The organism is Streptomyces sp. SAS_281, from assembly GCF_052542855.1.
The window spans coordinates 71,131-92,231 of record NZ_JBMNDO010000002.1; the positions used below are offsets into that span (position 1 = coordinate 71,131).

General features: G+C 68.6%; 13 protein-coding genes. 9 read left to right on the forward strand and 4 right to left on the reverse strand.

Going from position 1 to position 21,101, the window contains the following annotated elements; translation table 11 throughout:
- Together ACN6LM_RS01565 and ACN6LM_RS01570 are read left to right on the forward strand one after the other, a co-directional pair.
- Positions 1–6,606, forward strand: coding sequence for a DEAD/DEAH box helicase (locus ACN6LM_RS01565; RefSeq protein ID WP_445063433.1), 6,606 nt, complete (start codon positions 1–3; stop codon positions 6,604–6,606).
- Complete coding sequence (locus ACN6LM_RS01570) at positions 6,606–8,750, forward strand: UvrD-helicase domain-containing protein (RefSeq protein WP_445063434.1); 2,145 nt, start codon at positions 6,606–6,608, stop codon at positions 8,748–8,750. The genes ACN6LM_RS01565 and ACN6LM_RS01570 overlap by 1 nt, the downstream gene beginning before the upstream one ends.
- Before the next feature lie 493 nt (positions 8,751–9,243).
- Here ACN6LM_RS01570 and ACN6LM_RS01575 read toward each other — a convergent pair whose 3' ends face one another.
- Positions 9,244–9,957, reverse strand: a complete 714-nt coding sequence (locus tag ACN6LM_RS01575; protein WP_445063435.1) for a creatininase family protein — start codon at positions 9,955–9,957, stop codon at positions 9,244–9,246.
- Between the two features lie 355 nt (positions 9,958–10,312).
- On the opposite strand from ACN6LM_RS01575, the gene metG reads away from it, so the two are divergent.
- The 5 genes from metG to ACN6LM_RS01600 all read left to right on the forward strand — a co-directional run bounded on the left by metG (position 10,313) and on the right by ACN6LM_RS01600 (position 15,479).
- A complete protein-coding gene (gene metG / locus ACN6LM_RS01580) occupies positions 10,313–12,037 on the forward strand; it encodes a methionine--tRNA ligase (protein ID WP_445063436.1) in 1,725 nt (574 codons plus the stop codon).
- Between the two features lie 291 nt (positions 12,038–12,328).
- Positions 12,329–13,543: a transcriptional regulator gene (locus tag ACN6LM_RS01585; RefSeq protein WP_445063520.1), complete on the forward strand. Its 1,215-nt coding sequence runs from the start codon at positions 12,329–12,331 to the stop codon at positions 13,541–13,543.
- A 10-nt stretch (positions 13,544–13,553) separates the two neighbouring features.
- Positions 13,554–14,507, forward strand: a complete 954-nt coding sequence (locus ACN6LM_RS01590) for an FAD-dependent oxidoreductase (protein WP_445063437.1) — start codon at positions 13,554–13,556, stop codon at positions 14,505–14,507.
- Positions 14,508–14,599: 92 nt separating this feature from the next.
- The gene (locus ACN6LM_RS01595) at positions 14,600–14,959 is read left to right on the forward strand and encodes a hypothetical protein (RefSeq protein WP_445063438.1); all 360 of its coding nucleotides are present in this window, start codon (positions 14,600–14,602) and stop codon (positions 14,957–14,959) included.
- Between the two features lie 223 nt (positions 14,960–15,182).
- Positions 15,183–15,479: a hypothetical protein gene (locus tag ACN6LM_RS01600; RefSeq protein ID WP_445063439.1), complete on the forward strand. Its 297-nt coding sequence runs from the start codon at positions 15,183–15,185 to the stop codon at positions 15,477–15,479.
- A gap of 141 nt (positions 15,480–15,620) precedes the next feature.
- On the opposite strand, the gene ACN6LM_RS01605 is transcribed toward ACN6LM_RS01600, so the two are convergent.
- Both ACN6LM_RS01605 and ACN6LM_RS01610 read right to left on the reverse strand, forming a co-directional pair.
- Positions 15,621–15,992 carry a hypothetical protein gene (locus ACN6LM_RS01605; protein WP_445063440.1) on the reverse strand — a complete coding sequence of 124 codons (372 nt, stop codon included), beginning with the start codon at positions 15,990–15,992 and terminating at the stop codon, positions 15,621–15,623.
- A gap of 2 nt (positions 15,993–15,994) precedes the next feature.
- Positions 15,995–16,801: a helix-turn-helix domain-containing protein gene (locus ACN6LM_RS01610; RefSeq protein WP_445063441.1), complete on the reverse strand. Its 807-nt coding sequence runs from the start codon at positions 16,799–16,801 to the stop codon at positions 15,995–15,997.
- Positions 16,802–17,071: 270 nt separating this feature from the next.
- Here ACN6LM_RS01610 and ACN6LM_RS01615 point away from each other — a divergent pair, with 270 nt between their 5' ends.
- A complete protein-coding gene (locus tag ACN6LM_RS01615; RefSeq protein WP_445063442.1) occupies positions 17,072–18,349 on the forward strand; it encodes a helix-turn-helix transcriptional regulator in 1,278 nt (425 codons plus the stop codon).
- A gap of 86 nt (positions 18,350–18,435) precedes the next feature.
- Here ACN6LM_RS01615 and ACN6LM_RS01620 read toward each other — a convergent pair whose 3' ends face one another.
- Complete coding sequence (locus tag ACN6LM_RS01620) at positions 18,436–19,377, reverse strand: quinone oxidoreductase family protein (protein ID WP_445063443.1); 942 nt, start codon at positions 19,375–19,377, stop codon at positions 18,436–18,438.
- 837 nt (positions 19,378–20,214) lie between these two features.
- Between ACN6LM_RS01620 and ACN6LM_RS01625 the strand changes: the two genes are divergently transcribed.
- Entirely contained in the window at positions 20,215–21,099 is an 885-nt protein-coding gene (locus ACN6LM_RS01625) for a helix-turn-helix domain-containing protein (RefSeq protein ID WP_445063444.1), read from the forward strand.
- Positions 21,100–21,101: the final 2 nt, after the last annotated feature.

Genomic DNA, 21,101 nt, shown 5'->3' on the forward strand with positions numbered 1-21,101 from the left:
ATGCTGCCCTCTCTGGTCGCCGCGGACCTTCGCCGTGCCCTCGCTACCTACCTGACGACGAGCTTTGCACTGGCCGATGACGATGTGCGCGACGAACTCGACGCGTTCCTGGAGCGGCCGGAGAGCCGGCTGTTCCGGGGGCCATATCTGCGTGTGCGCACCCCCTTCCGGGAGGCAGGCTCAGGCTGGGAGTCCGCACTCGACTGGTGCCCGAAGGACTTCACGCCGTACACGCACCAGGCCGCGGCCTGGCAGCGGCTGTCCTCGAAGGCTGGGCGTCAGCCGGAACCGACCATCGTCACCACCGGCACCGGATCCGGTAAGACCGAGTCGTTCCTCGTACCGATCCTGGACCACTGCGCTCGTGCCCGTGCCGCGGGACAGCGGGGTGTCAAGGCCCTGCTGCTGTACCCGATGAACGCCCTGGCCGATGACCAGGCTCGCCGCATTGATGACTTCCTCGGTACCGAGGCGGCGCTGAAGGACGTCACGGCCGGCATCTACATCGGCGGTGCCTCCGGCCCGCGCTCGGCATCGGACGAAGACGAGAACGAGCCCGGCTTGTACGGCCGCGACACTGGTGCGACGTGCCTCGCCGGCGATCCCACCATCAAGCACCTGATCACCGATCGGGACGCGATCCGTGCTGACCCGCCGGACATCCTGCTCACCAACTACAAGATGCTGGATCTCCTGCTCCAGCGCGTTCCGGATGCCCCGCTCTGGAAATCAGACTCCCTGGCCTTCGTCGTCCTCGACGAGTTCCACACCTACGACGGCGCCCAGGGCACCGACGTGGCGATGTTGTTGCGCCGCCTCGGCGCAGCCACCGGGGCAGCCCGCGAGGGACGCCCTCTCGGCGACATCACGCCCGTGGCGACGTCGGCGACGCTCGGCGGGGGAATGCCCAGCGGCTCCTCGTCCCTGGCCCTCGACGGGCCTGAGAGGTCCGATCGGGAGCTGCTGCGTGAGTTCGCGGAGAAGGTCTTCGGGACACCGTTTCCCGACGCCGCGCTCATCGGCGAGAACCGGCTGCTGCCCGGAGAGGTCGTCACCGACCCCGACTTCCTGCTCCCCTCGCCGGCCCCTGCGGCTCTGGCGGCGCTGCCCGACCCCCTGGACGACGAGTCGGCGCTATTGGACCTGGCCCGGCTCATGCTCGGCCAGCCCCTCAGTGATCCGGTTCAGATCGGCACCAAGCTCAAGCAGCACATCCTGGTCAAGGCGATCCTCGACGTCGCCGGGAGCAGCCCGGTCGCCATCCCCGACATCGCCCGCGAGTTCGCCCAGCGCGGTGGCGGGCCGGCCTGGGATGAGGCAGCGCGCAGCGACCCTCGGCTTGTCGAGCTCGCCTTCGCGCGGATCCTCGCACTGATCTCGCACGCCCGCACCCTGCACCCGGTGACGGGGAAGCTTGGCCCTTTCCTACGGGTTGAGGCCCAGCTTTGGGTGCGTGAGGTCCGCCGCGTCATCCGTGCGGCGACCGCCGAGCCCCACTTCCGTTGGTACGACGATGATGGGCCGACCGGGGACTCCCGGCCGAACCCTGCCAACCTCGCCATCTATCAGCCGACGGAGGTCGACAGCGCCGGGGAGGGCGGAGAGCGGACCGATGCGTCGCGTCGCCCTGTAGGGCCGCCCTACCGGCGGCATCTTCCTGCCGTGTACTGCCGTCATTGCGGGCGGTCCGGCTGGGCTGCGTTGTCCACGGAACTGGAGTGGCAGCAGCTCAAGACGAACACCCTGGAGATCTACAAGGCTTCGGCGCAGAAGAAGCGGGCCGTGCGCTGGATGCTCCGGGCTCGCCCGGACGAGTACCCCGTACTGCACCTGCACGCCGAGAACGAGCGGCTGACGACCAACCCGACCGAGGACACCGTCGCGGTCATCACACCCCACGGGCCGTTGCCCGCAGCCCCTGACGAGGAGTGCCCCTCGTGTGGTCTCGACGACGGCATGCGCTTCCTCGGTGCCGGCACCGCCACTCTCGCCTCGGTCACCACCACACAGCTCTTCTCTGACCGGGGACTCGCCGGCGACGAGCGGAAGCTGCTCGTGTTCACCGACTCGGTGCAGGACGCCACCCACCGCGCCGCGTTCATCGCCAACCGCAGTTTCGGCTTCACCTTCCGCGGTCTGCTTACCAATCACCTCACCACAGGCCAGCCTGTCGCTGTACATGATCTCGCCGCTGACGCCGCCGAGGCTGTCGTGACGGCCGCAGGCGCGGGCAAGCGCAGCGAACTCGCCTCTATCGTCCCGCCCGACCTGCGAGAGAACCCGGACATCCTCACCCTCCTCGACGAAACAGAGGACTTCAGTGATGCCGGCGCGGACATGCTGCAGAGCCGTATGGTCTTCCAGACCCTCATGGAGTTCGGTCTGCGCTCCCGTCTGGGCCGCACACTGGAGCTGACCCGAACCGCTGCCGCGGAGGTCGACCTCAAGGATCTGCCCGCGCTCTGCGCCGAACTGCGGGAGCGGCATCAGCGCCTGCCGGGACAGATTTCACTGCCTCCAGATGACGGGGCGTACGCAGTATTCCTGCGCGGGTTGGCCGAGCGACTCCGCCTGCGCGGGGCTCTGTATCACCCCTGGCTGCAGGAGTACATCCGGCAGGCCGGCGCAAGGCGCTGGCCGGTCTGGGGAGGCCGCCCCACTGGCATGCCTGCCTTCCCCAGGGGCCTCGCCGCCCCTGCGTTTCCGGTATCGGGCAGCACCGGGACCACCGGCTTCGACTCCCTGACCCGCGACAACACCTGGTTCGCGGACTGGGGGCACCGTTCGCTGGGCTGCGACCGGCGTGAGGCACGAGCGGTGGCCGAGCTCGCCATGAAGCTGCTCGCCCAGCACGACATCCTGGCCACCTACCACGCCGAAGGCGGCGCGCTCGTCTACGCGCTCAAGCCCCGCAACGTCCTCATACACCGCATCGACGACGCTGCCGCACCAGGTGGGGAAGACGGCGTGAACGCGTGCGGGGTGCGCTGCGACACCTGCACCTGGCGGCAGACCGTGCCACCGAGCCGCCGCCAGGACTGGATGGGCACCTCGTGCCTGCGGTTCCACTGCTCGGGCCACTTCGTAGAGGACGACCGCGACTACACCGCCGACTACTACCGGCACCTGTACACCATCGACCGTCCAGGCGACGTACTGACCGCTGAACACACCGGCGCGCTCAGCCGCGAGCGGCGTGAGCATGTTGAAGCTGCCTTCAAGAACCGGGCCTCGGCCTTCGACCCGAACGTTCTCACCTGCACGCCCACCCTTGAGCTCGGTATCGACATTGGCGACTTGTCTGCCGTCCTTCTCGCCTCCATGCCGCCTGCACCTGCCAACTATGCGCAGCGGATCGGCCGGGCGGGCCGCAGCACCGGCAACTCGCTCACCGTCACTTTCGTACCGCGAGGCGCCCGAAGCCACTACTACCTGCACGCTCCGGAGCAGATGCTGGCGGGCCGGATCATCCCGCCGGACTGCTACCTGGACGCCTCGGAGATCCTGCGCCGCCAGTACCTGGCTTTCCTCTTCGACCGCGCCGCGGACCGCAGCCTGTGGGAAGGCACGGCGATCCCCGAACGCCCCATGCCTCCGCGCATCGGGGAGCTCTTCGGACATGGCCTGGCCGAGGACGGCTGGTTCAGGCGCTTCCTCGACGTCGCGGGCACCCGCCATGCCCAGCTGTCCGACGCGTTCATCGCTCTGTTCCCCGCGATGACCCCGGCCGCGGCCCAGGGCGTCCAGCACTTCGCCGCCCAGGGCCTAGAGGAAGCCGTCGGAGCCGCGGCCAGTGCGTGGAACAAGCGAGTGGCTGCCCTGCGCTCGAGGATGCGGCAGATCGGCCGGGCCTTCGACGCGCTGTCGACCGCTTCCGGTGATCCCGAACGCGACAAGCAGCGGCGCCAGCTCTTCGCCGAGCAGCGGACCGTACGCAAGCGCCGGGATGCCCTCGTCTCGGAGAACTCGATCAACGCCTTGGTGCGGCTGGGCCTGCTGCCCAACTACACCCTCCACGACGAAGCGACCGTCCTGGACGCCACCTTGTGGTGGAAGGACAGCGACGGGGAATTCGACGAGAGCTCGACCGACTACGGCCGCGGCTCCCGGCTCGCGCTGACCGAACTTGCCCCCGGCAACATCTTCCACAGCGACGGCTACAAGTTCATCGTCAGCACCGTAGACCTCGGCACCGGTGTCGGCGGCGGCGAGAACGCGTACGCCCTGTGGCGGTTCTGCCCCGAATGCGGCTTCGTGGCCACCGAGGAAACCGGGCTCGACATCACCGCCTGCCCGCGCTGCAAGGCACCGCAGATCGCCGACCCGGGGGCCGTACACAAGGTGCTGGTGCCCGAGCGGGTCCTCGCCCGCGAGCGACGCGAAGACGCCCGGCTGACCGACGAGCGGGACGAACGCGAGCGGAAACAGTTCGACGTGGTCACGCTCGTCGACATCGACAAGGACCAGCCGCAAGGGCTGAGGGCGTGGCGCCGCTCTGGCAGCGGCCTGCCCTTCGGCGTCGAGTTCGCCCGCGTGGCGACGATCCGCTCGATCAACCTCGGACCCTCAGCCGCACCCGGGTCGACCCACGCGATCCGCGGAGAAGACGTCCAGGTCTCCGGCTTCGAGACGTGCCTGGAATGCGGAGGTGTGCGCGGCACCCACCCGCAGGCATGGGACCCCTCGGCCCAGCGGATCGGCACCCGGCACGCGTACTGGTGCTCACACCGCGACGACGGCGTCGCCCACGAGCCGACGGAGAAGCTGCTGCTCGCCCACGAGCTCACCACCCAGGCGCTGCGCATCCTGCTGCCCGTCTCCACGATGGACCTCGCCGACCGCCTCATCTCCTTCAAGGCGGCCCTGCTCCTGGGCATCACCAAGCACTTCGGCGGCGCTCCCGACCACATCCGTGTGGTCACCGACAGCATGCCCGGCGACAGCCAGGAACTGCGACGACGGTTCCTCGTCCTGCACGACTCGATGCCCGGCGGCACCGGCTACCTGGAGCACTTGGCGGACGCCGCGGTGCTGCACCGCGTCCTGACCCTCGCGCAGACAGCGCTACGGGACTGCCCCTGCCAGAAGGAGGAGCAGCGCACGCCCTGCCACCGCTGCCTGCTTCCCTTCGTATCCAGCAGCGAACATCCGCACGTCTCGCTGCGCATCGCGAAGGAACTCCTGGACGAGATCCTCAAGGACTGGGCGGTCGAAGCCGTCGACACTCTCTCCGGCGTCCGCATCGACCAGCTCGTCGACAGCGAGCTGGAGGACCGGTTCGTTCGCACCCTCATCACCTGGGGCCGAAGGGACGAGGAGGACGGATCGGTCGCTGCCAAGGCCGGCCAGGGCGGAGTGGAGCACGAACTCCGTTTCACCCGCGGTGATGCGGCCACGCGCTGGCGCATGCGGGACCACGTACGGATGAACACCGCGGTGCCCAGCGAACCCGACTTCCTCTTGGAGCGCACCGACGGCCCAGCGGAACGGGTCGCGGTCTTCCTCGACGGCTTCGCCTTCCACGCGAGCGAGACGGTCAACCGCATCGCCGACGACGCTGCCAAGCGGGCGGCCCTCCGAGCGGACGGGGTGCTGGTCTGGCAGCTGACCTGGGACGACGTCATGACGTGGGCAGCGGGAGTCAGCGGCGCGGCGGAAGGCCAGCAGGTTCGTGCCCATGCCCGGCCCCTTCACACGGATACTGCACTCCAGCTCGCCCGGCAGATCCACCAGAGCCTGGTTGGCCAGGCCCGCCCCGACGACACCCTGGACCCCGTGCTTCGCAACCCGGTCGAGACCCTGCTGGAGTTCCTCGCCGACCCCGATCGCGCCAAGTGGGCTCGACGGTCGGCCGGCCTGCTGGGCGGCTTCGGAGCAGCGGCGCGCCCGCAGCCGGTGGACCGCGAAGTGACCGGACGGGTGCTTCACGACGTACTGCGCGGCGCGAACCTGCCGGCCTCGGCCTCGGCCGCAGAGGCCGTCGCGTTCGATGCACGCACCACAGGCCAGACGCGGATCATCGGCCTGCTGGACCGCCGCCCCGAGCCGCGCAGCAAGCAACCGGACATGCGGGCATGGTCCGCACTGGCTGTGCTCGACGACCGAGCCGAAGCCATCGCAGACAGCGAGCACAAGGACCGCTGGACGGACTGGCTGCGCTGGTCGAACCTGCTGCAGTTCCTGCAGCCCTCCGGCGGCGACGAACTCCCCCGTTCCTTCCACCAGGTCGCGGTATCCACCAGTGACCAGGTCGATCCGCACACCGTGGCTCTGTTGACCAGTGCTCTGCCCACGGAGGCAGGGGCCCAGCAGGCGTTGCCCCAGGCATGGACCGAAGCGATCGAATGGGCCTCGTCCCAGGTCGAGGACGTCCTGCGCGCTCTCGTCAAGGAAGCCCGCAATGGACGCATCGACGTCCCGGAAATCGGCTTCGAGTACGGAGACCAGGCGATCCAGGCCGAACTCGCCTGGCCCGAGGAGAAGGTCGCCGTCTTCCTCGACCTGGACGAGCGGCGAGACGCCCTCTTCGCGCGCGACGGATGGTATGTCGCGAGAGCCGGCGCCGTGAATGTAACTGAGCTCATCAAGAAGTTGGAGGGGAACTGATGTCCGGCGCCAAGGTGATCATGGCGGACGTCTTCGGGAGGTCCTACGACGCGCTGGACGGCTCCGTCCAGCCGCAGGTGCTGCAGTTCATCATGAAGATGCAGCGCGACCCGGACTCCAACGGCCTCAACCTGAAGCCGCCGAAGGGCGCCAAGGACAAGAGGGTCCGCACCGCACGCGTCACCGACAACTACCGGGCCGTGCTCATGCACTACGCCGACCGCATCTACTACCTGGTCGCTGTGCTGCCTCACGACGACGCCTACGACTTCGCCGCGAACATCCTCTTCGACATCAACAAGGTCACCGGCGGCATCGAGCTGATCAACCTCGGCAGCCTCTATGGCACGCTCAGCGGACAGCCGAAGGCCGCCGACATCGCACCCGACACCCCGTCGCTGTTCGCCGGCGTCTCCGACGCTGACTTCGAACGACTGGGCGTTCACACCTCTATCGTTCCGGCGCTCCGCGAGATCCGCAGCGAGGACGCGGTCCTCGGCATCGTCGAGACCCTGCCCAAGCTGGCTCGCGACGTGATCCTGTGCCTCGCCGACGGCATGTCCGTCGAAGAGGTCTGGGAGCAGGTCAGCTCGCTCGCGGCCACCGACGACGAAGTCGACACCCAGGACTACGAGGCCGCGATCGAACGCCCCGCCACCAAGGAAGCCTTCGTGGTCACCGGCGACTTCGCCGAGTTCGGGCGGATCCTCACCGAGCCCCTGTCCGCCTGGCGGATCTTCCTGCACCCGGCACAGCGGGCGCTGGCTGAGCGCAAGACCCCTTACAAGGGCTCCGTCCGCGTCACCGGAGGCCCCGGAACAGGCAAGACGGTCGTGGCCCTGCACCGCGTCAAGGCCCTAGCCGAACGTCTGCCCGCCGGCCAGGCCATCCTGCTCACCACCTTCACCACCAACCTCGCCAACCTGCTCAAGTCCATGCTCAAGGACCTCGGCGGCGCTCAGCTGCTCGCCAAGGTCGACGTACGGAACATCGACAAGGTCGCCTACGGCACCGTGAAGGAGACCTTCGGCGCGGAAGCGCCCAGCAGACTCAAGGACGGCGAGATCCTCAACCGGTGGATCGAACTCTCCCAGGAGCAGCAGACGCCCCGCTTCGACGGCCGCTTCCTCGATGCCGAGTGGAAGCAGGTGGTGCTGGCCCAGGACATCCGCAGCCGCGACGAGTACTTCGCCGCCAGCCGCGCCGGGCGCGGACGACGCCTCAACCGCCCCGAACGCGCCGAGGTCTGGTCCCTCGTCGAGGAATTCGAGCGCAGACTCGACCGTGAAAAGGCCGCCGGCGTCACCCAGCTCGCCGTTCAGGCAGCCCGGATCGCCTCCGGCTGGTCCGACGAAGAGCGACCGTACCGTCACATCGTCGTGGACGAGGCGCAGGACCTGCACGCCGCCCACTGGAAGCTGCTGCGCGCGCTGGTCCCCGACGGCGACGACGACCTGTTCATCGTCGGCGACGCACACCAGCGGATTTACGACAACCGGACGTCCCTGAGTGCCCACGGCATCAAGATCCGTGGCCGTTCCAAGCGGCTGACCCTCAACTACCGCACCACTCGGCAAATCCTCGCCGCCTCCCTGAACCTGCTCGGCGACTCCAATTTTGACGACCTCGACGGAAACCCGGAACAGCTCCGCGGATACCGCTCCGTCCTGGCGGGGGCCAGACCTGAAACCACCGGCTATCGCACCCCCTCCGAAGAGATGACAGCGCTGGCCAAACGCGTAGACATCTGGCAGCAGGAAGGGATCAAGCCCCACGAGATCGCGGTAGTAGCCCGAACCCACGCGATCGCCGACAGCGCTGTTCAGGCACTGCGTGACGCCACGCTAGCGGCAGTGAAGGTCGAGGACTACCGCGTCCCCGACCCCGACGAAGGCGTCCACGTCATGACGATGCACCGCATCAAGGGGCTCGAGTACCGCGCTGTCGCCATCGTCGGAGCCGGCGCCCAGCACATGCCGCTGCCCAGCGCTGTCACCCCAGAGACCGAGGACCGCCTCCAGTACGCCGCAGACCTCCGCCGCGAGCAGTCCCTGCTCTTCGTCTCCGCCACGCGCGCCCGCGAGCAGCTGTCGATCACCTGGTCGGGCCGCCCCAGCCAATTCTTCCGCGATCCTGCCGCCTAGGAAGGAACACCTGACTACTGAGCAGTGACGACCTGGCGGCCACGGGACCTCTCGAGGCGACCTCCGGACCCCCTCAAGTACTGGCTACCGGTCGGGCGGGGGACGTGTTCCTGCGCCATCCGTTCTTGGTGCCCGCGACGCAGCCACACCGAGGGTCGGTTCCGCGGTTCCTCGGCCAGCCGCCGCTGCACCCGGCACAGCCGATTCAGATTGCGGGGGAGGATGGTCCTTCCCCCGTGGAGATCGCCATTCAGCGAGGCTTGACCTCCTCGTAGCGCAGAAGTCGGCCGACACCGCCCCCGTTGGAACGCTCATCGGCGGCGGTGTCGGTTGAAGGAGATCCGGTACGGCTCTGCACTTGCAGTCTGGGGCGACCTCGAGCAGGCCGGTGGAAGCACGGCTTGTCGGTTGGCACGGCAGGGGCGGAACTCGTGGGAGGAACGTTCGGTCACGCCCCGACCGCCAAGGTTGCGTACGGCAGACTCCAGCGCGATCAGGTCCACTCACCCAGCGCTTCAAGGTGCTGCGCGAAGCTCGATCGCAGGCTGTCCAGAACGGCCTTCCCCTTATCCGCCGTGGCATGCGACGGAAAGCCGATGACCCCTGATTTCGTGTACTCGCTCATCCCCCGGACGAGCAGGAACAGGCGATCACCGCCATCGTGGTCTGCGTCGGCGAACCCGTCACGGACAAGGTCGGGAGCGGCATGCAGCAGGATCGAGGTCTCGATCTCGCCGGCGTGCATGTCTCCGTGCCGGTCTGACACCAGTCCGCCGCACTCCCGGGCGCGAGACCAGTCGGGCCCCAGCGGGAACAGGGATGTCGTCGGGCCGTCGACATTCGCCTCCTGAACCACGTTGGACAGGACGTAGTTCCCGCCGTGGCCGTTGATGATCACGAGCTTGTCGATTCCGGAGCGCGCGAGGGATGCCCGGATGTCGTCGATCATCGCGAACAGGGTCCTGGCGCTGATGCTGACCGGGCCCGGGAACGCCGCGTGCTCGTGGCTGCACGAGATCGTGATCGGTGGAAGCAGGTGCACCGGGTAGGCACTGGCAATCTCCTGACCAACGATGCAGGCGATCGCTGTGTCGGTGATCAGCGGGAGGTACTGGCCATGCTGCTCGAAGGAACCGATCGGCAGGACAGCGACACACGGCTGCCGCTCCTCGACATCGGTACTCGTAGCGGTTGGCAACAGGTTCACAGCACTCCCCTTTCGTCGGCCACGGTGTGGGCTCACACCGACTACATCGGTCCTTCAGCAACGACTCCGCGGTAGCCCCCGGCCCTAGAATGAGGGATGCCTCGGCCGTACGGGACTCGCTTGGCCGCCTGTCCCGGACGGCCGAGCACTTTCGGCCGTCCAAGCCAGCGCCGAAATCACCGCGAAGGGAATCCAGCGCCCTCGATACGATGGCGGTGGCTGCATTCCCAATCCGTCACCGCGTGTTGGTGACGCTCCCTCGCGACCTGCCTGGTCCGCGTCGTTTGCGGCCTCCGACCTGGGCCCGCCGTGGCAGCGCCACCGGCGCCGTACGTACGAAATGGAGCATCCAAGGATGGCTCGACACCTGGTAACCAGCGCGCTTCCCTACATCAACGGGATCAAGCACCTGGGCAACATGGTCGGGTCGATGCTTCCGGCGGACGTGTACTCCCGGTACCTCCGCCAGCGCGGTCACGACGTCCTCTACATCTGCGCCACCGACGAGCACGGCACGCCGGCCGAGCTGGCCGCGAAGGAGGCCGGGCTGACGGTCGCCGAGTTCTGCGCGCAGGCGCACGACGCGCAGAAGGCCGTGTACGACGGTTTCGAGCTGGCCTTCGACTACTTCGGGCGCAGCTCCTCGCAGCAGAACGTCGAGATCACCCAGCACTTCGCGAGGAAGCTGCACGAGAACGGTTTCATCGAGGAGCGGGCGATCCGGCAGGTGTACTCGCCGGTCGACGGGCGCTTCCTGCCGGACCGGTACGTGGAGGGCACCTGCCCGCACTGCGGGTACGACAAGGCCCGCGGCGACCAGTGCGAGAACTGCACGCGTGTCCTCGACCCGACCGACCTGATCGAGCCGCGTTCGGCGATCAGCGGTTCCACGGATCTGGAGGTCCGCGAGACCAAGCACCTCTTCCTGCTGCAGTCCAAGCTCCAGCCCGAGGTCGAGGAGTGGATCGCCGGCGTCAGCGCGGAATGGCCGCACCTGTCCACGTCCATCGCCCGCAAATGGCTGACCGAGGGCCTGAACGACCGCGCCATCACCCGTGACCTGGACTGGGGCGTCCCGGTGCCGGCCGACACCTGGCCGGAGCTCGCGGCCGAGGGCAAGGTCTTCTACGTCTGGTTCGACGCTCCGATCGAGTACATCGGCGCGACGAAGGAGTGGGCGGACGCCGCCTCCGACGGCGAGGCCCGTGACTGGAAGTCGTGGTGGTACGAGGCCGACGACACCGTCCGGTACACGCAGTTCATGGCCAAGGACAACGTCCCCTTCCACACGGTGATGTTCCCGGCCACCGAGCTCGGCGTGCGCGAGCCCTGGAAGAAGGTCGACGTCGTCAAGGGCTTCAACTGGCTGACGTTCTACGGCGGCAAGTTCTCCACCTCCCAGAAGCGCGGCGTCTTCACCGACGCGGCCCTGGAGATCCTGCCCAGCGACTACTGGCGCTACTTCCTGATCGCCAACGCCCCCGAGTCGGACGACTCCTCCTTCACGTGGGAGCACTTCACCGCCACGGTGAACAAGGACCTGGCGGACACCCTCGGCAACTTCGTCAACCGCGTGCTGTCGTTCTCCCGCAAGCGGTTCGGCGACGAGGTCCCCGCCGGGCACGCCGCCGGCGAAGCGGAGGCGAAGCTGGGCGAGGAGATCGCACGGCTGCTCGGCGAGTACGAGGAGCAGATGGAGGCCCTCCAGTTCCGCAAGGCCGCCGCCGCCCTGCGCGCTCTGTGGTCCGCCGGCAACTCCTACCTGGAGGAGAAGGCCCCCTGGCTGGAGATCAAGACCGACGCCGACGGCGCCGCGCTGACCCTCCGTACCGCGATGAACCTGATCCACCTGTACGCGGTCGTCTCCGAGCCGTTCATCCCCACTTCGTCGGCCGCCATGCGCGGCGCCTTCGCCCTGGAGAACGACACCGCGACCTGGGTGACCGCGGAGCAGGCCAAGTCCCTGGACACCGTCCCGGCCGGCACCGCGTTCACGGTGCCGCCGGTGCTCTTCGCGAAGATCACGGAGGAGGACCTGGAGTCCTACCGTGAGCGCTTCGGCGGTGCCCCGGACGCCTGACAGGCATCCCCGCACCGGTACCGTCCCGACTCTCATCGGGCGGTACGGGTGTGCGCGCTCCCGGACCCCTGCTGATTTCGGCACATGCGGCACTGGCAGGTCACTCCCCCGCCCTCCAGCAGGCCGAGCGGACGACATCAGCCAATGGCTGATCGGCGCCCTTACGGTTCGGGGCCGCCTCCTTGATCCTGCTGTGCTGAACCAGGGGGAGGGCCATGGCGACGGCACGGAGGCGACGGGTATCGGCTGCGCGTAAGCGTCGCCAGCAGCGACTCAAGATCGGCGCCATCACTGGGGGCGGCGCGCCCCTCGTCGCCCCAGGAACTGGGTAGACCTGTCTCGGTGGCCGAACTCTGGCAGGGCCGCGTGGGTGACTCCTCGGCGCTCGTTCCGGCCGACACGGATCTCGCGCGGCCCTGGACCGTGCAGGGCATGGAGGCGATCGTGGAGGACTGGGTGATGGGAGGGCTCGTTGACCGACGCCGGTTCCTCGCGATCTCGGGCGCGGGGCTCCTCGCGATCGTCGCCCAGTACCTCGACGGCACTGCGGGGCGCGGACAGTACGCGCCCAGGATCATGCCGTCCGCAGGCGCCGATCCGCTCGTGCACCAGGTCGAACAGCACCTGCCCCTACTCTCCGCGCTCGACGACGAGCACGGTGGAGCACGTCATCTCCCTTACGTAGACGCCCAGTTCCGTGCGGTCGGCCTGCTGATCCGCGAGGGCGGTCATGCTCCCGACGTCGCGAGCCGCCTCATCCGCGCGCTCGCGGAGATCGGCCAGCTGGCCGGCTGGATGGCCTTCGACGCTGCCGACCATGGTCTGGCACAGCGCTACTTCGCCACGGCGCTGCGGGCAGCACACCAGGTCAACGACCTGCCCCTGTGTGCCCACATCCTCTGCGAGGCCGCCCGCCGCGCCAGCGACGCCGCGCCGCCGGTCGTACGGGCATCCGTCCTTTCCCGGCTCGCGTACGCGTACGCCACCGCCGGCCGCGACAACGACTTCGCCCACATCCGCGGGGCCGCCCGTAACCTGATCGCCAGCCGGGACGGCGACCAGGAGGAGCCTCGCTGGATGTACTTCCTCACCGACAACCACCTGGACTGTCAGGCCGGTTATGGCCTCATCCAGATGGGGCGCGCCCGGCTGAAGGCGGACGGTGGCACGAGGGGACGGCGCTTCCTCGCCCAGGGAGCGGAGATGCTGCGTTCTGGGGCGTACGACGTCCCGCGCGGCGACCCCAGCCAACGCAGGGCCATGTCCGAAGGGGCCTGGCTGGCCCTGGGCCACAGCGCTCATGGTGACCTGGAGGCCGCTTGCCAGATCGGCCAGATCGTCGCTGACCGCCTCGACGTCGTGCGCTCGCCACGCAGCGCGGCCCTGCTCCATCAGCTCGCCGCAGACCTGCGCCGCCGACAGCGCAACGCCCACGTGCGCAGCTTCCTGCCAACCCTGGAGCACGCCCTCCCCGAACACGCCCCGTCGACGCCACCTGGCCGTTAGGGTCAGGATCATGACCGCAGGGGAGCGCGTTGTCGTTGTCGGGGCAGGGGTGGCGGGACTCACCACCGCCGTCGTTCTCGCCGAGGCCGGAACTTCGGTGCACGTGATCGCTGAGCAGGTGCCGGGCGTCACCTCCCTGGCGGCCGGGGCGATGTGGGGGCCATACCTGGTCGAGCCAAAGGACAAGGTCGACCAGTGGGGACAGCGATCCCTGGAGATCTTCCGCGAGCTGGCCGAGGACCCGGCCACAGGCGTCCGGCTCACCAGCGGCATCGAGGCATCCCGCACGGCCGAAGCCCCGCCGGACTGGGCCACCACTCTGCCCGGCTTCCGACCGTGCGAGCCGGCCGAACTGCCGGCAGGGTTCACCGCCGGCTACCGATTCACTGTGCCGCTGATCGACATGTCCACCTACCTCGGCTACCTCCTGCGCCGGCTCGACGCCGCTGGAGGAACGGTCGAACGGCGGCGTCTGGCCTCGCTCACGGACGCCGCGCCTGCTCCCGTGATCGTCAACTGCACGGGCTTGGGTGCCCAGGAACTGGTCCCGGACCATGACCTTCGGCCCATCCACGGCCAGCACGTCGTTGTCACCAACCCGGGGCTGACCGAGTTCTTCTCTGAGGACACCGGCCTCTCTCCGGACCTGCTGTGCTTCTACCCTCATGGCGACACGGTCGTCCTGGGCGGTACGGCTATCGACGGCGAAGGCAGCCTCGCCCCCGACGACACGGCGGCGGCCAACATCCGGGCCCGCTGCGCCGAGGTCGAACCCCGCCTTGCTGAGGCCCGCGTCCTGGAACACCGGATCGGCGCCCGCCCGACCCGCTCCGCAGTCCGCGTGGAGGCCGAGCGTCGGAAGGATGGCACCGTCGTCGTACACAACTATGGGCACGGGGGTGCTGGCGTCACGCTCTCGTGGGGCTGCGCCGAGGAGGCTCGGATGCTGCTTGACCTGAAGTGACCTCAGGTCGCTGGTCGATACGTCTCTCGCTCCTCCCAGCGCCTTGAAGGAGCAGACGTCCCCGACGGCCCCACGGTTCGCCAGTCCTGGGCGTGGGCTTCGTCCCGGACGGGCGTGTCCTCGCCCTCCTCGACCCCAACAACGGCGCGGCCTGGCTGCCCCGCGGCACACCGGAACCCACGGATCACGCAGACCCCGAGACAACGTTGATCCGTGAAGCCCGTAAGGAGGCCGCGGCCGAGCTCGCCGGCACCCGGTATCTCGGGTACCTGTGCCCCCGACGAACCCTGTGCGCGCGTCCGCTACACCGCCACCCCACGAGCCTCGGCCCCACCCCTGTCGATCCAGCCATCGGTCCCACCTACGTCCAGATCCTGGCCACCCCGAAGCAGGCCCTGGAACTCTTCGATTGGGCGCCGCCCACAGCCGAGCAGTTCCAGGCGGTCCACTAGGCCCGCGCCCTCCTCGGCATTCCCCAGGCCGGTCGCCAGCCCGTCATCGAACTCGCCGACCCCATCTCCTGGTAGCGCTCCTACCTGCCAAGGTCTGGAGGAGGCCACAGAGCAGGAATCCGCAGGCTGCTGAGTGGCCTTCATGCCGTGCGTCCGTCACCATCTGCCTGGGACGGTTGGGACGGCGCTGGCCCGCACAGTCAGAATCGACAGACTGCTGAAGGTGGAGGAGGGGACAGTGCCGGATTTCGGGGCGGTGCTCGGCGGTATCGGCCGGGGGGGCGCGGCGGTCGGCCGGTTGGTGTGGGCCGTGGCGACCTCGCCGACGATCGCGAGCGAGTACGACGCCGAGATGCAGATAAGCCGGTTGTCGCAGTTCATCCAGGACGAGGTGCCAGAAGAGCTGCACGGGCGGGCGTGGGGTCTGGTGGTCGACGAGCTGCGTCGAGTCGACACGGAAATCGAGCGGGTGGTAGAGGATGCCAAGGTCGAGGAACAGGCAGCCACCGACGAAGACTGACATCCAGGGAGCGGTGGGCCACGAAGAGGCTGGCATTCCGGCCGAGGCGGCCAGCATGGCGAACCCAGCCCAGGGGGTGCTGCGCCGCCAACAGGGAGGAGGCCCTGGGGGTGACGCGTAGCCGCCAAGGCGGCGGCGTCCTCAGCCGTTCTGCCTGGCGCCGAGCCGCCCCGCATGCCGTGTTCCTACAGACGGGATGAGCGTGTCGAGGATGCGCTGGTAATCGGCACGCGCGAGGGGTTCATCAGCCCAGGCTGGATCAGCACGCTCACTGATGAGGTCGAGGAACCGGCCTGGTGTCGTCGACTCCACAGCCCATGCCTCACGGTCGGGCACAGCCCACCAGATCTCCTTGTGTTCTGGATCGAGGCCGAGTCGAACGGGGCCGAGGTGACGTCCGAGCGCGTCGAGACGGTGCAGGCCCGTGCCTGCGAGATCTGCTATCAGGGCCTGGGCTTCGTCTGCGGTCTGGACGTGGGTGAAGAAGGGCACGGTGCGGCTGCGCTTTCTCATGGTCAGGCGACTAGCTGGGGGTTCCGGCCACCCTGGGTGGCCGCCAGGCTGATGAGCTGGGCGGCTCCCAGGACCTGGTCGATGTAATCGGTAATGTCGTTCGGGATATCACCCAGGGGTTTGAGGAGCAGGACAACGCCGAGTGCCGTGTCGCCCCACAGGGCCGGGGCCGCGACCGAGTCCCAACCGGGCAGGCACTCCTGGCGTCCGACGGCGTAGCCCAGCACGCGGATTCCGTCGAGGGTCGCGAGGAGGTCGTCGTTGCCGAGTGCGCCCGGGCCGGCGGTCTCGGGGATGGGTTCGGCGAGCGCGATCTCCCGAAGGCTCTCGGGGACGTAGGCGAGCAGGGTGCGTCCGGAGGCGCCGGTGCGCAGGGAGCAGCCGGCAGTGAAGATGTCGTACGCGGTCATGCCGAAGTCGTCCGGGCAGTAGTTGCCGATCGCGTAGTCGGTGCAGACGCGGCGCGCGCCGACGGAGGCGAGGCTGTAGAAGAGGACGAGGCCGCCGCAGTCCGCTTGCAGGTCGACGAGGATCTCGTGCTGGTCCAGGCCGTCATACATGCCGGCCATCGCCTGCATCCCGGCGCGGGCCGCGTGACTGCCGAGCCGGTACTTGCCGCGGCCTACGCGCTCGACCCATTTGGCGGCCACCTGGGCTGCGAGAATGCGGTGAACCACCGCAGGATCCAATTCCGTGTGCTCGGAAATGGCTTTCAGCGAATGCGTGTCTCCGGGGAGCTCGGCGAATGCCTGTATGACCCGGATCACTCGCTCTGCGTGGCTGCTCCCCTTGGGGCGCTCAGATGCCATGTTGAATCCAGAACTAATAGCGGGATGATTGGTGCCCGACGTGTAAGTTCAGGGACGGAAAGCCGTCTCCGTCCCCGGCTCGCACACGTTCTCAGGGCGGAATCGGAACTGGAGTACCGGAACACGGCTACCGGAACACGACTACCGGTCCGGGCTGGGCTTCTGAGGACTCTGCAGGAGAGGGGCCTCGCGCCCCTGCCGGCGGGACTCGAGTTGTCGCCTCCTTCGGGCTGCCTCAAGCTGGCGGCACGTGATGGGAGCTGGTGCCGCATGAGTCTCGGAGAAAGCGACGAGGGAGAACTCGGCCCGGAAGAGCTGATGGGGCTGGCCGGTCTGCTCCGGGCCTGGCGCCTCGCTGCGGGGCTGAGGGAGGGACGTGGACGCGCGATCCCTCAGGCAGAGGTGGCGCACGCCATCGGCATGTCCGAGAAGTGGTACGGGCAGCTGGAACGGGGCGCGGTTCCCCGCCTTCCCCATGACGCGGTCGAGAAGCTGGTCGAGCGGCTCCATCTGGGGCCGGACGAGCGTCAGACGCTTCTGTACTACACCCCGGGCGGTGCTCTGATCGGTCGGGCCAGGCCGAAGGGCGAGCCTCCGGAGCTACGCACCCTGCAGTTCTTGCTGGACCAGCAGATGCCCCACCCCGCCTATGTAACCGACGCCCGCTGGTCCATGATCGCTTATAACCGGGCGATGGCGGACTGGTACCCCTGGGTCGTCGAGCCGGACGCCAACCTGATGCGCTGGGCCCTGCTGCACCCGGACGCCCGCAAGCAGTACGTGGGCTGGGAAGATCATGCCCGTGTGTACCTGGCCATGATCCGCATGTTCCTGGCGCGCCATAAGGCCGACCGCTTCATGACCTCCCTGCTGCGCGAGATCTACGAGGACCCAGACTGCCGTCGACTGTGGGACGAAAGCCCCCATGTGGTCGCCCATCGCGACGGCAACCGATTCCGCATGCGCCTGCCACGGTTTGACTTCCAGGAGGTCGAGGTCGTCTCGCACCTCCTCTTCCCGGCAGGCCACCCGGACCTGCGGGCGGTGGTGATCACCTGGCTCGGCAGCGAGCACGAACTCCAGCCCGGATCCGTGCAGCAGCCGAATGCGCTGTCAGCGGGTGGGGCCGGGGGCTCCGAGGGGATCGGGGACGCCTCTTGGGCGCAGGCTGGGTGGGCTGATTCTCCGGAGGACGCGGCAGCGCTCGCGGGCAACGGGGCGATCGACCTGCCGGAGCTGAGCGCTCTGGCTGGCCCTGGGTGCCGTCTCACGCTCAACCCGCAGGACCGGACCGTGGTGTGGGCGTATCGGCAGGACGGTGGCGGGTGGCGCGTGAATTCGCTCTCCGTGGAGGCGACGCTCAGCCGTCTCGTGCCGCAGTCGTCCCGGCGGGGCGTGGTGCGCGAGTACCAGCAGCTTCTGCGCACGACACTGCCGGCCTCCGCAGGAGAGGCCGGCAGTGAGCTGGACACGATGATCGCCGAGCTGTCGGAGCGCCTGGTGGTTCTGCGTGACCTGCGCGAGCAGCTGGACGAGCCGGTCGGTTGACGGCAGCGAGCTCGACCTCGAGCCTCACCCCTCCCCTCGTGGGGGCGGAGCACCGGGGTCCGAGCCGCGCCGGATACCGAGCCGAGTCAGGCAGCGGGGTCGAGGACGACCTTGCCGGTGGTTCGGCGGGCCGCCATGTCCTCGTGCGCGCGAGCCGCTTCGCTCAGCGGGTACACGGTGGGCGCCGGGACGGCGAGTTCCCCGTGCCGTACGGCCTGGAAGAGGTCGGTCATGGAGTCGCGCAGCGCGGTCCGATGCCCGAACAGCAGGGGGAGCCAGAATCCGCTGACCGTCTTGCCGGTAGCCATGAGGTCGCGGGTGGTGATGGTGGTCTCGATGCCGCTGACGCTTCCGTAGACCGCCATCCGGCCCATGGGCGCCAGGGCTTCCAAGGTCGAATGGAGGGTGTCGCCGCCTGTCATCTCCAGCGCCGCGGCGGCTGCGCCACGGGTCGCCTCCTTCAGGTCTACGGCCAGGCTTGTCGAGGTGCTGTCGACGACGGCATCTGCCCCAAGGCCGAGGGCCAGAGCTCGCTTGGAGTCCGTGCCGACCAGGGCCACAACGCGGGCTCCGGCCCGCTTGGCGAGCTGCACTGCTAGGGACCCAACGCCGCCGGCGGCTGCGGGCACGATCACAGTCTCCCCCGGGGTGATGCGCAGCACGGTGTGCAGCAGGTGCCAGGCCGAGTTGCCCTGGAGGGTCAACGAGATCGCCGTGGCGTCGTCGATGTCGTCCGGGACCGGGATCGTGGAGCGGCGGTGAGCCAAGGCCACCTGCGCATATCCGCCGCCGCGCGTCAGGGCCACCACCCGCCGCCCGTCGCTGTAGCCCATCACTTCGTTGCCAGGGACGTACGGGAGCGTGACACCGGCCAGGTAGTCCCCTTCTCGCACATGCAGGTCCGCGTAGTTCACCCCCGCCTGGAGGACCTCGACCCTGTGGTGTCCGGCCGTCGGCTCTGGTTCAGGGACCTCCGTGAGCCGGAGGACCTCCGGGCCGCCGTGGCTGGACATAGTGACAGCTCGCACTTTCTCGCCTCTCAGCACTTCAAGATCATTCGACGAAATTGCGCCACGCGCAATTTGAATGAATTGCGCCACGCGCAAATTCCGGAGACATTAAACCACCCTTGACGCGCAGGGCCTGGCAGGCATAAATTCCACCTCAATTCTTAGAGCCCTACGGACAGGAAACAACTCTCACAGTGAGCCGCATCACTTCCGCTAAATTGCACGTGGCGCAATTTGTGGCGGCCCGCACACCGGACAGCGCCCACCGCGCGACCCGTCAGGGCGCTAATCCCAGGCAAAAGGTGGCGGAGTCCGGGAGAGGCCACTCCCCAGGGCGAATGACGGGCGTCGTCGCCGCCCCGCCAGGAAACGATCTCTCTGCAGTGCAGGCTGCGCCTTCGGCGCCTGCACCTGATGGGGCAACAAGTTCTACAGAGTTTAAGAACCAAGTCTGGATCTTGACGCGGGTCCCTGCGTATGTTCGTCGTCCTCCGGGCAGCCCGCCCGGCACCGCGATCGTGAGGAGCGAGATACGCACCGACCAGACCGTGTAGGTCTGCATACAGCGACGGCGCCCGGGAGCGGGAACTCCCAGACGCCGAACGCTAAGTGGCATGTCCGCCCCGGCAAGGGCGGGGATTGCCCACCATCACCACGCTGAGTCCTTCCGAGGGGCGCGTCAGCATGGCAACACTGCAACGAGGAGTATCGCATGCCTCCTGCCCTGCGTAAAAGGCCCTTCCGCCTGGCCTGCGCGGCAGCCACCTCCGCCCCGGCGCGTTCACGCACCGCGACGGAGCCCGCCTCCCCTGCCCCGGCGAACCACCGGCTCCGCCCCGTCGCCGGGAGCGGCCGATGAGCAGCGAAGCCCGCGAGTGGGTCTGGGAGCACAGTTCCAGCCGGGGGACCGCGCGCCTGGTCCTGCTGTCGATAGCCGACCGGGTGGCCGACGAGCAGTGCGTCTCCTGGGCCTCGCTGTCCAGCCTGGCCAAGCGCACGCGCGCTTCCGTCTCCACGGTGCGCGAGGCCATCGACCGCCTGGTGCATGCCGGTGAGCTGGAGCAGCTCGACGACCTCACGGGCCCGCAGCGCAGCACGGTCTACCGCCTCCCCCTCGCCGCCCAGGCCGCGGCAGAGACCGCGCAGGACGAGGACGCCGACCAGGCGCCGGCGGGCGAGCACGAGGCCGCCCCCGCCCTCCGGGTCTCGGTCCTGCGGCGGTACGGAATCCGGCCGCGTGAGGTACCGGAATCCCCCGCGAGGGACCGGATTCCGGCAGTACCGGAAACCGGCAGGCCCCGGCGGAAACCGGCACCCCGACGTACCGGAAACCGGCACAGCGGTGTACCGGAAACCGGCACACAGAACCGTAGTGAACCTGATTTGAACCGTAGGTACAGCAGTGGTGCTGCCGTCATCTCGGCCAGCGAGTGGCAGGTCGACCCCGCCACCCACTCCTGGGCCCGCGAGCAGGGACACCTCGACCGGCTCGGCCAGGAGGGCCTGCGGGCGGCCGACACGAAGTGGCGTGCTCACCGGGCGGCCTTCAAGCCGAGGCCGGCGGATGCCTGGGCCACCGACTGGCGCTCCTGGATCGCCCGGGAGCACGCCCCCAGCCGCCCGAACCTCTACGCCGTGCAGGGTGGAGCCTCCGCCGCCCCCGGCGGTATGACGCGGGCCGAGGCCCACACCGCCGCCCTTCTCGCCGCCCTCGACGAGCCGACCGGAACGGAGGGCTGACC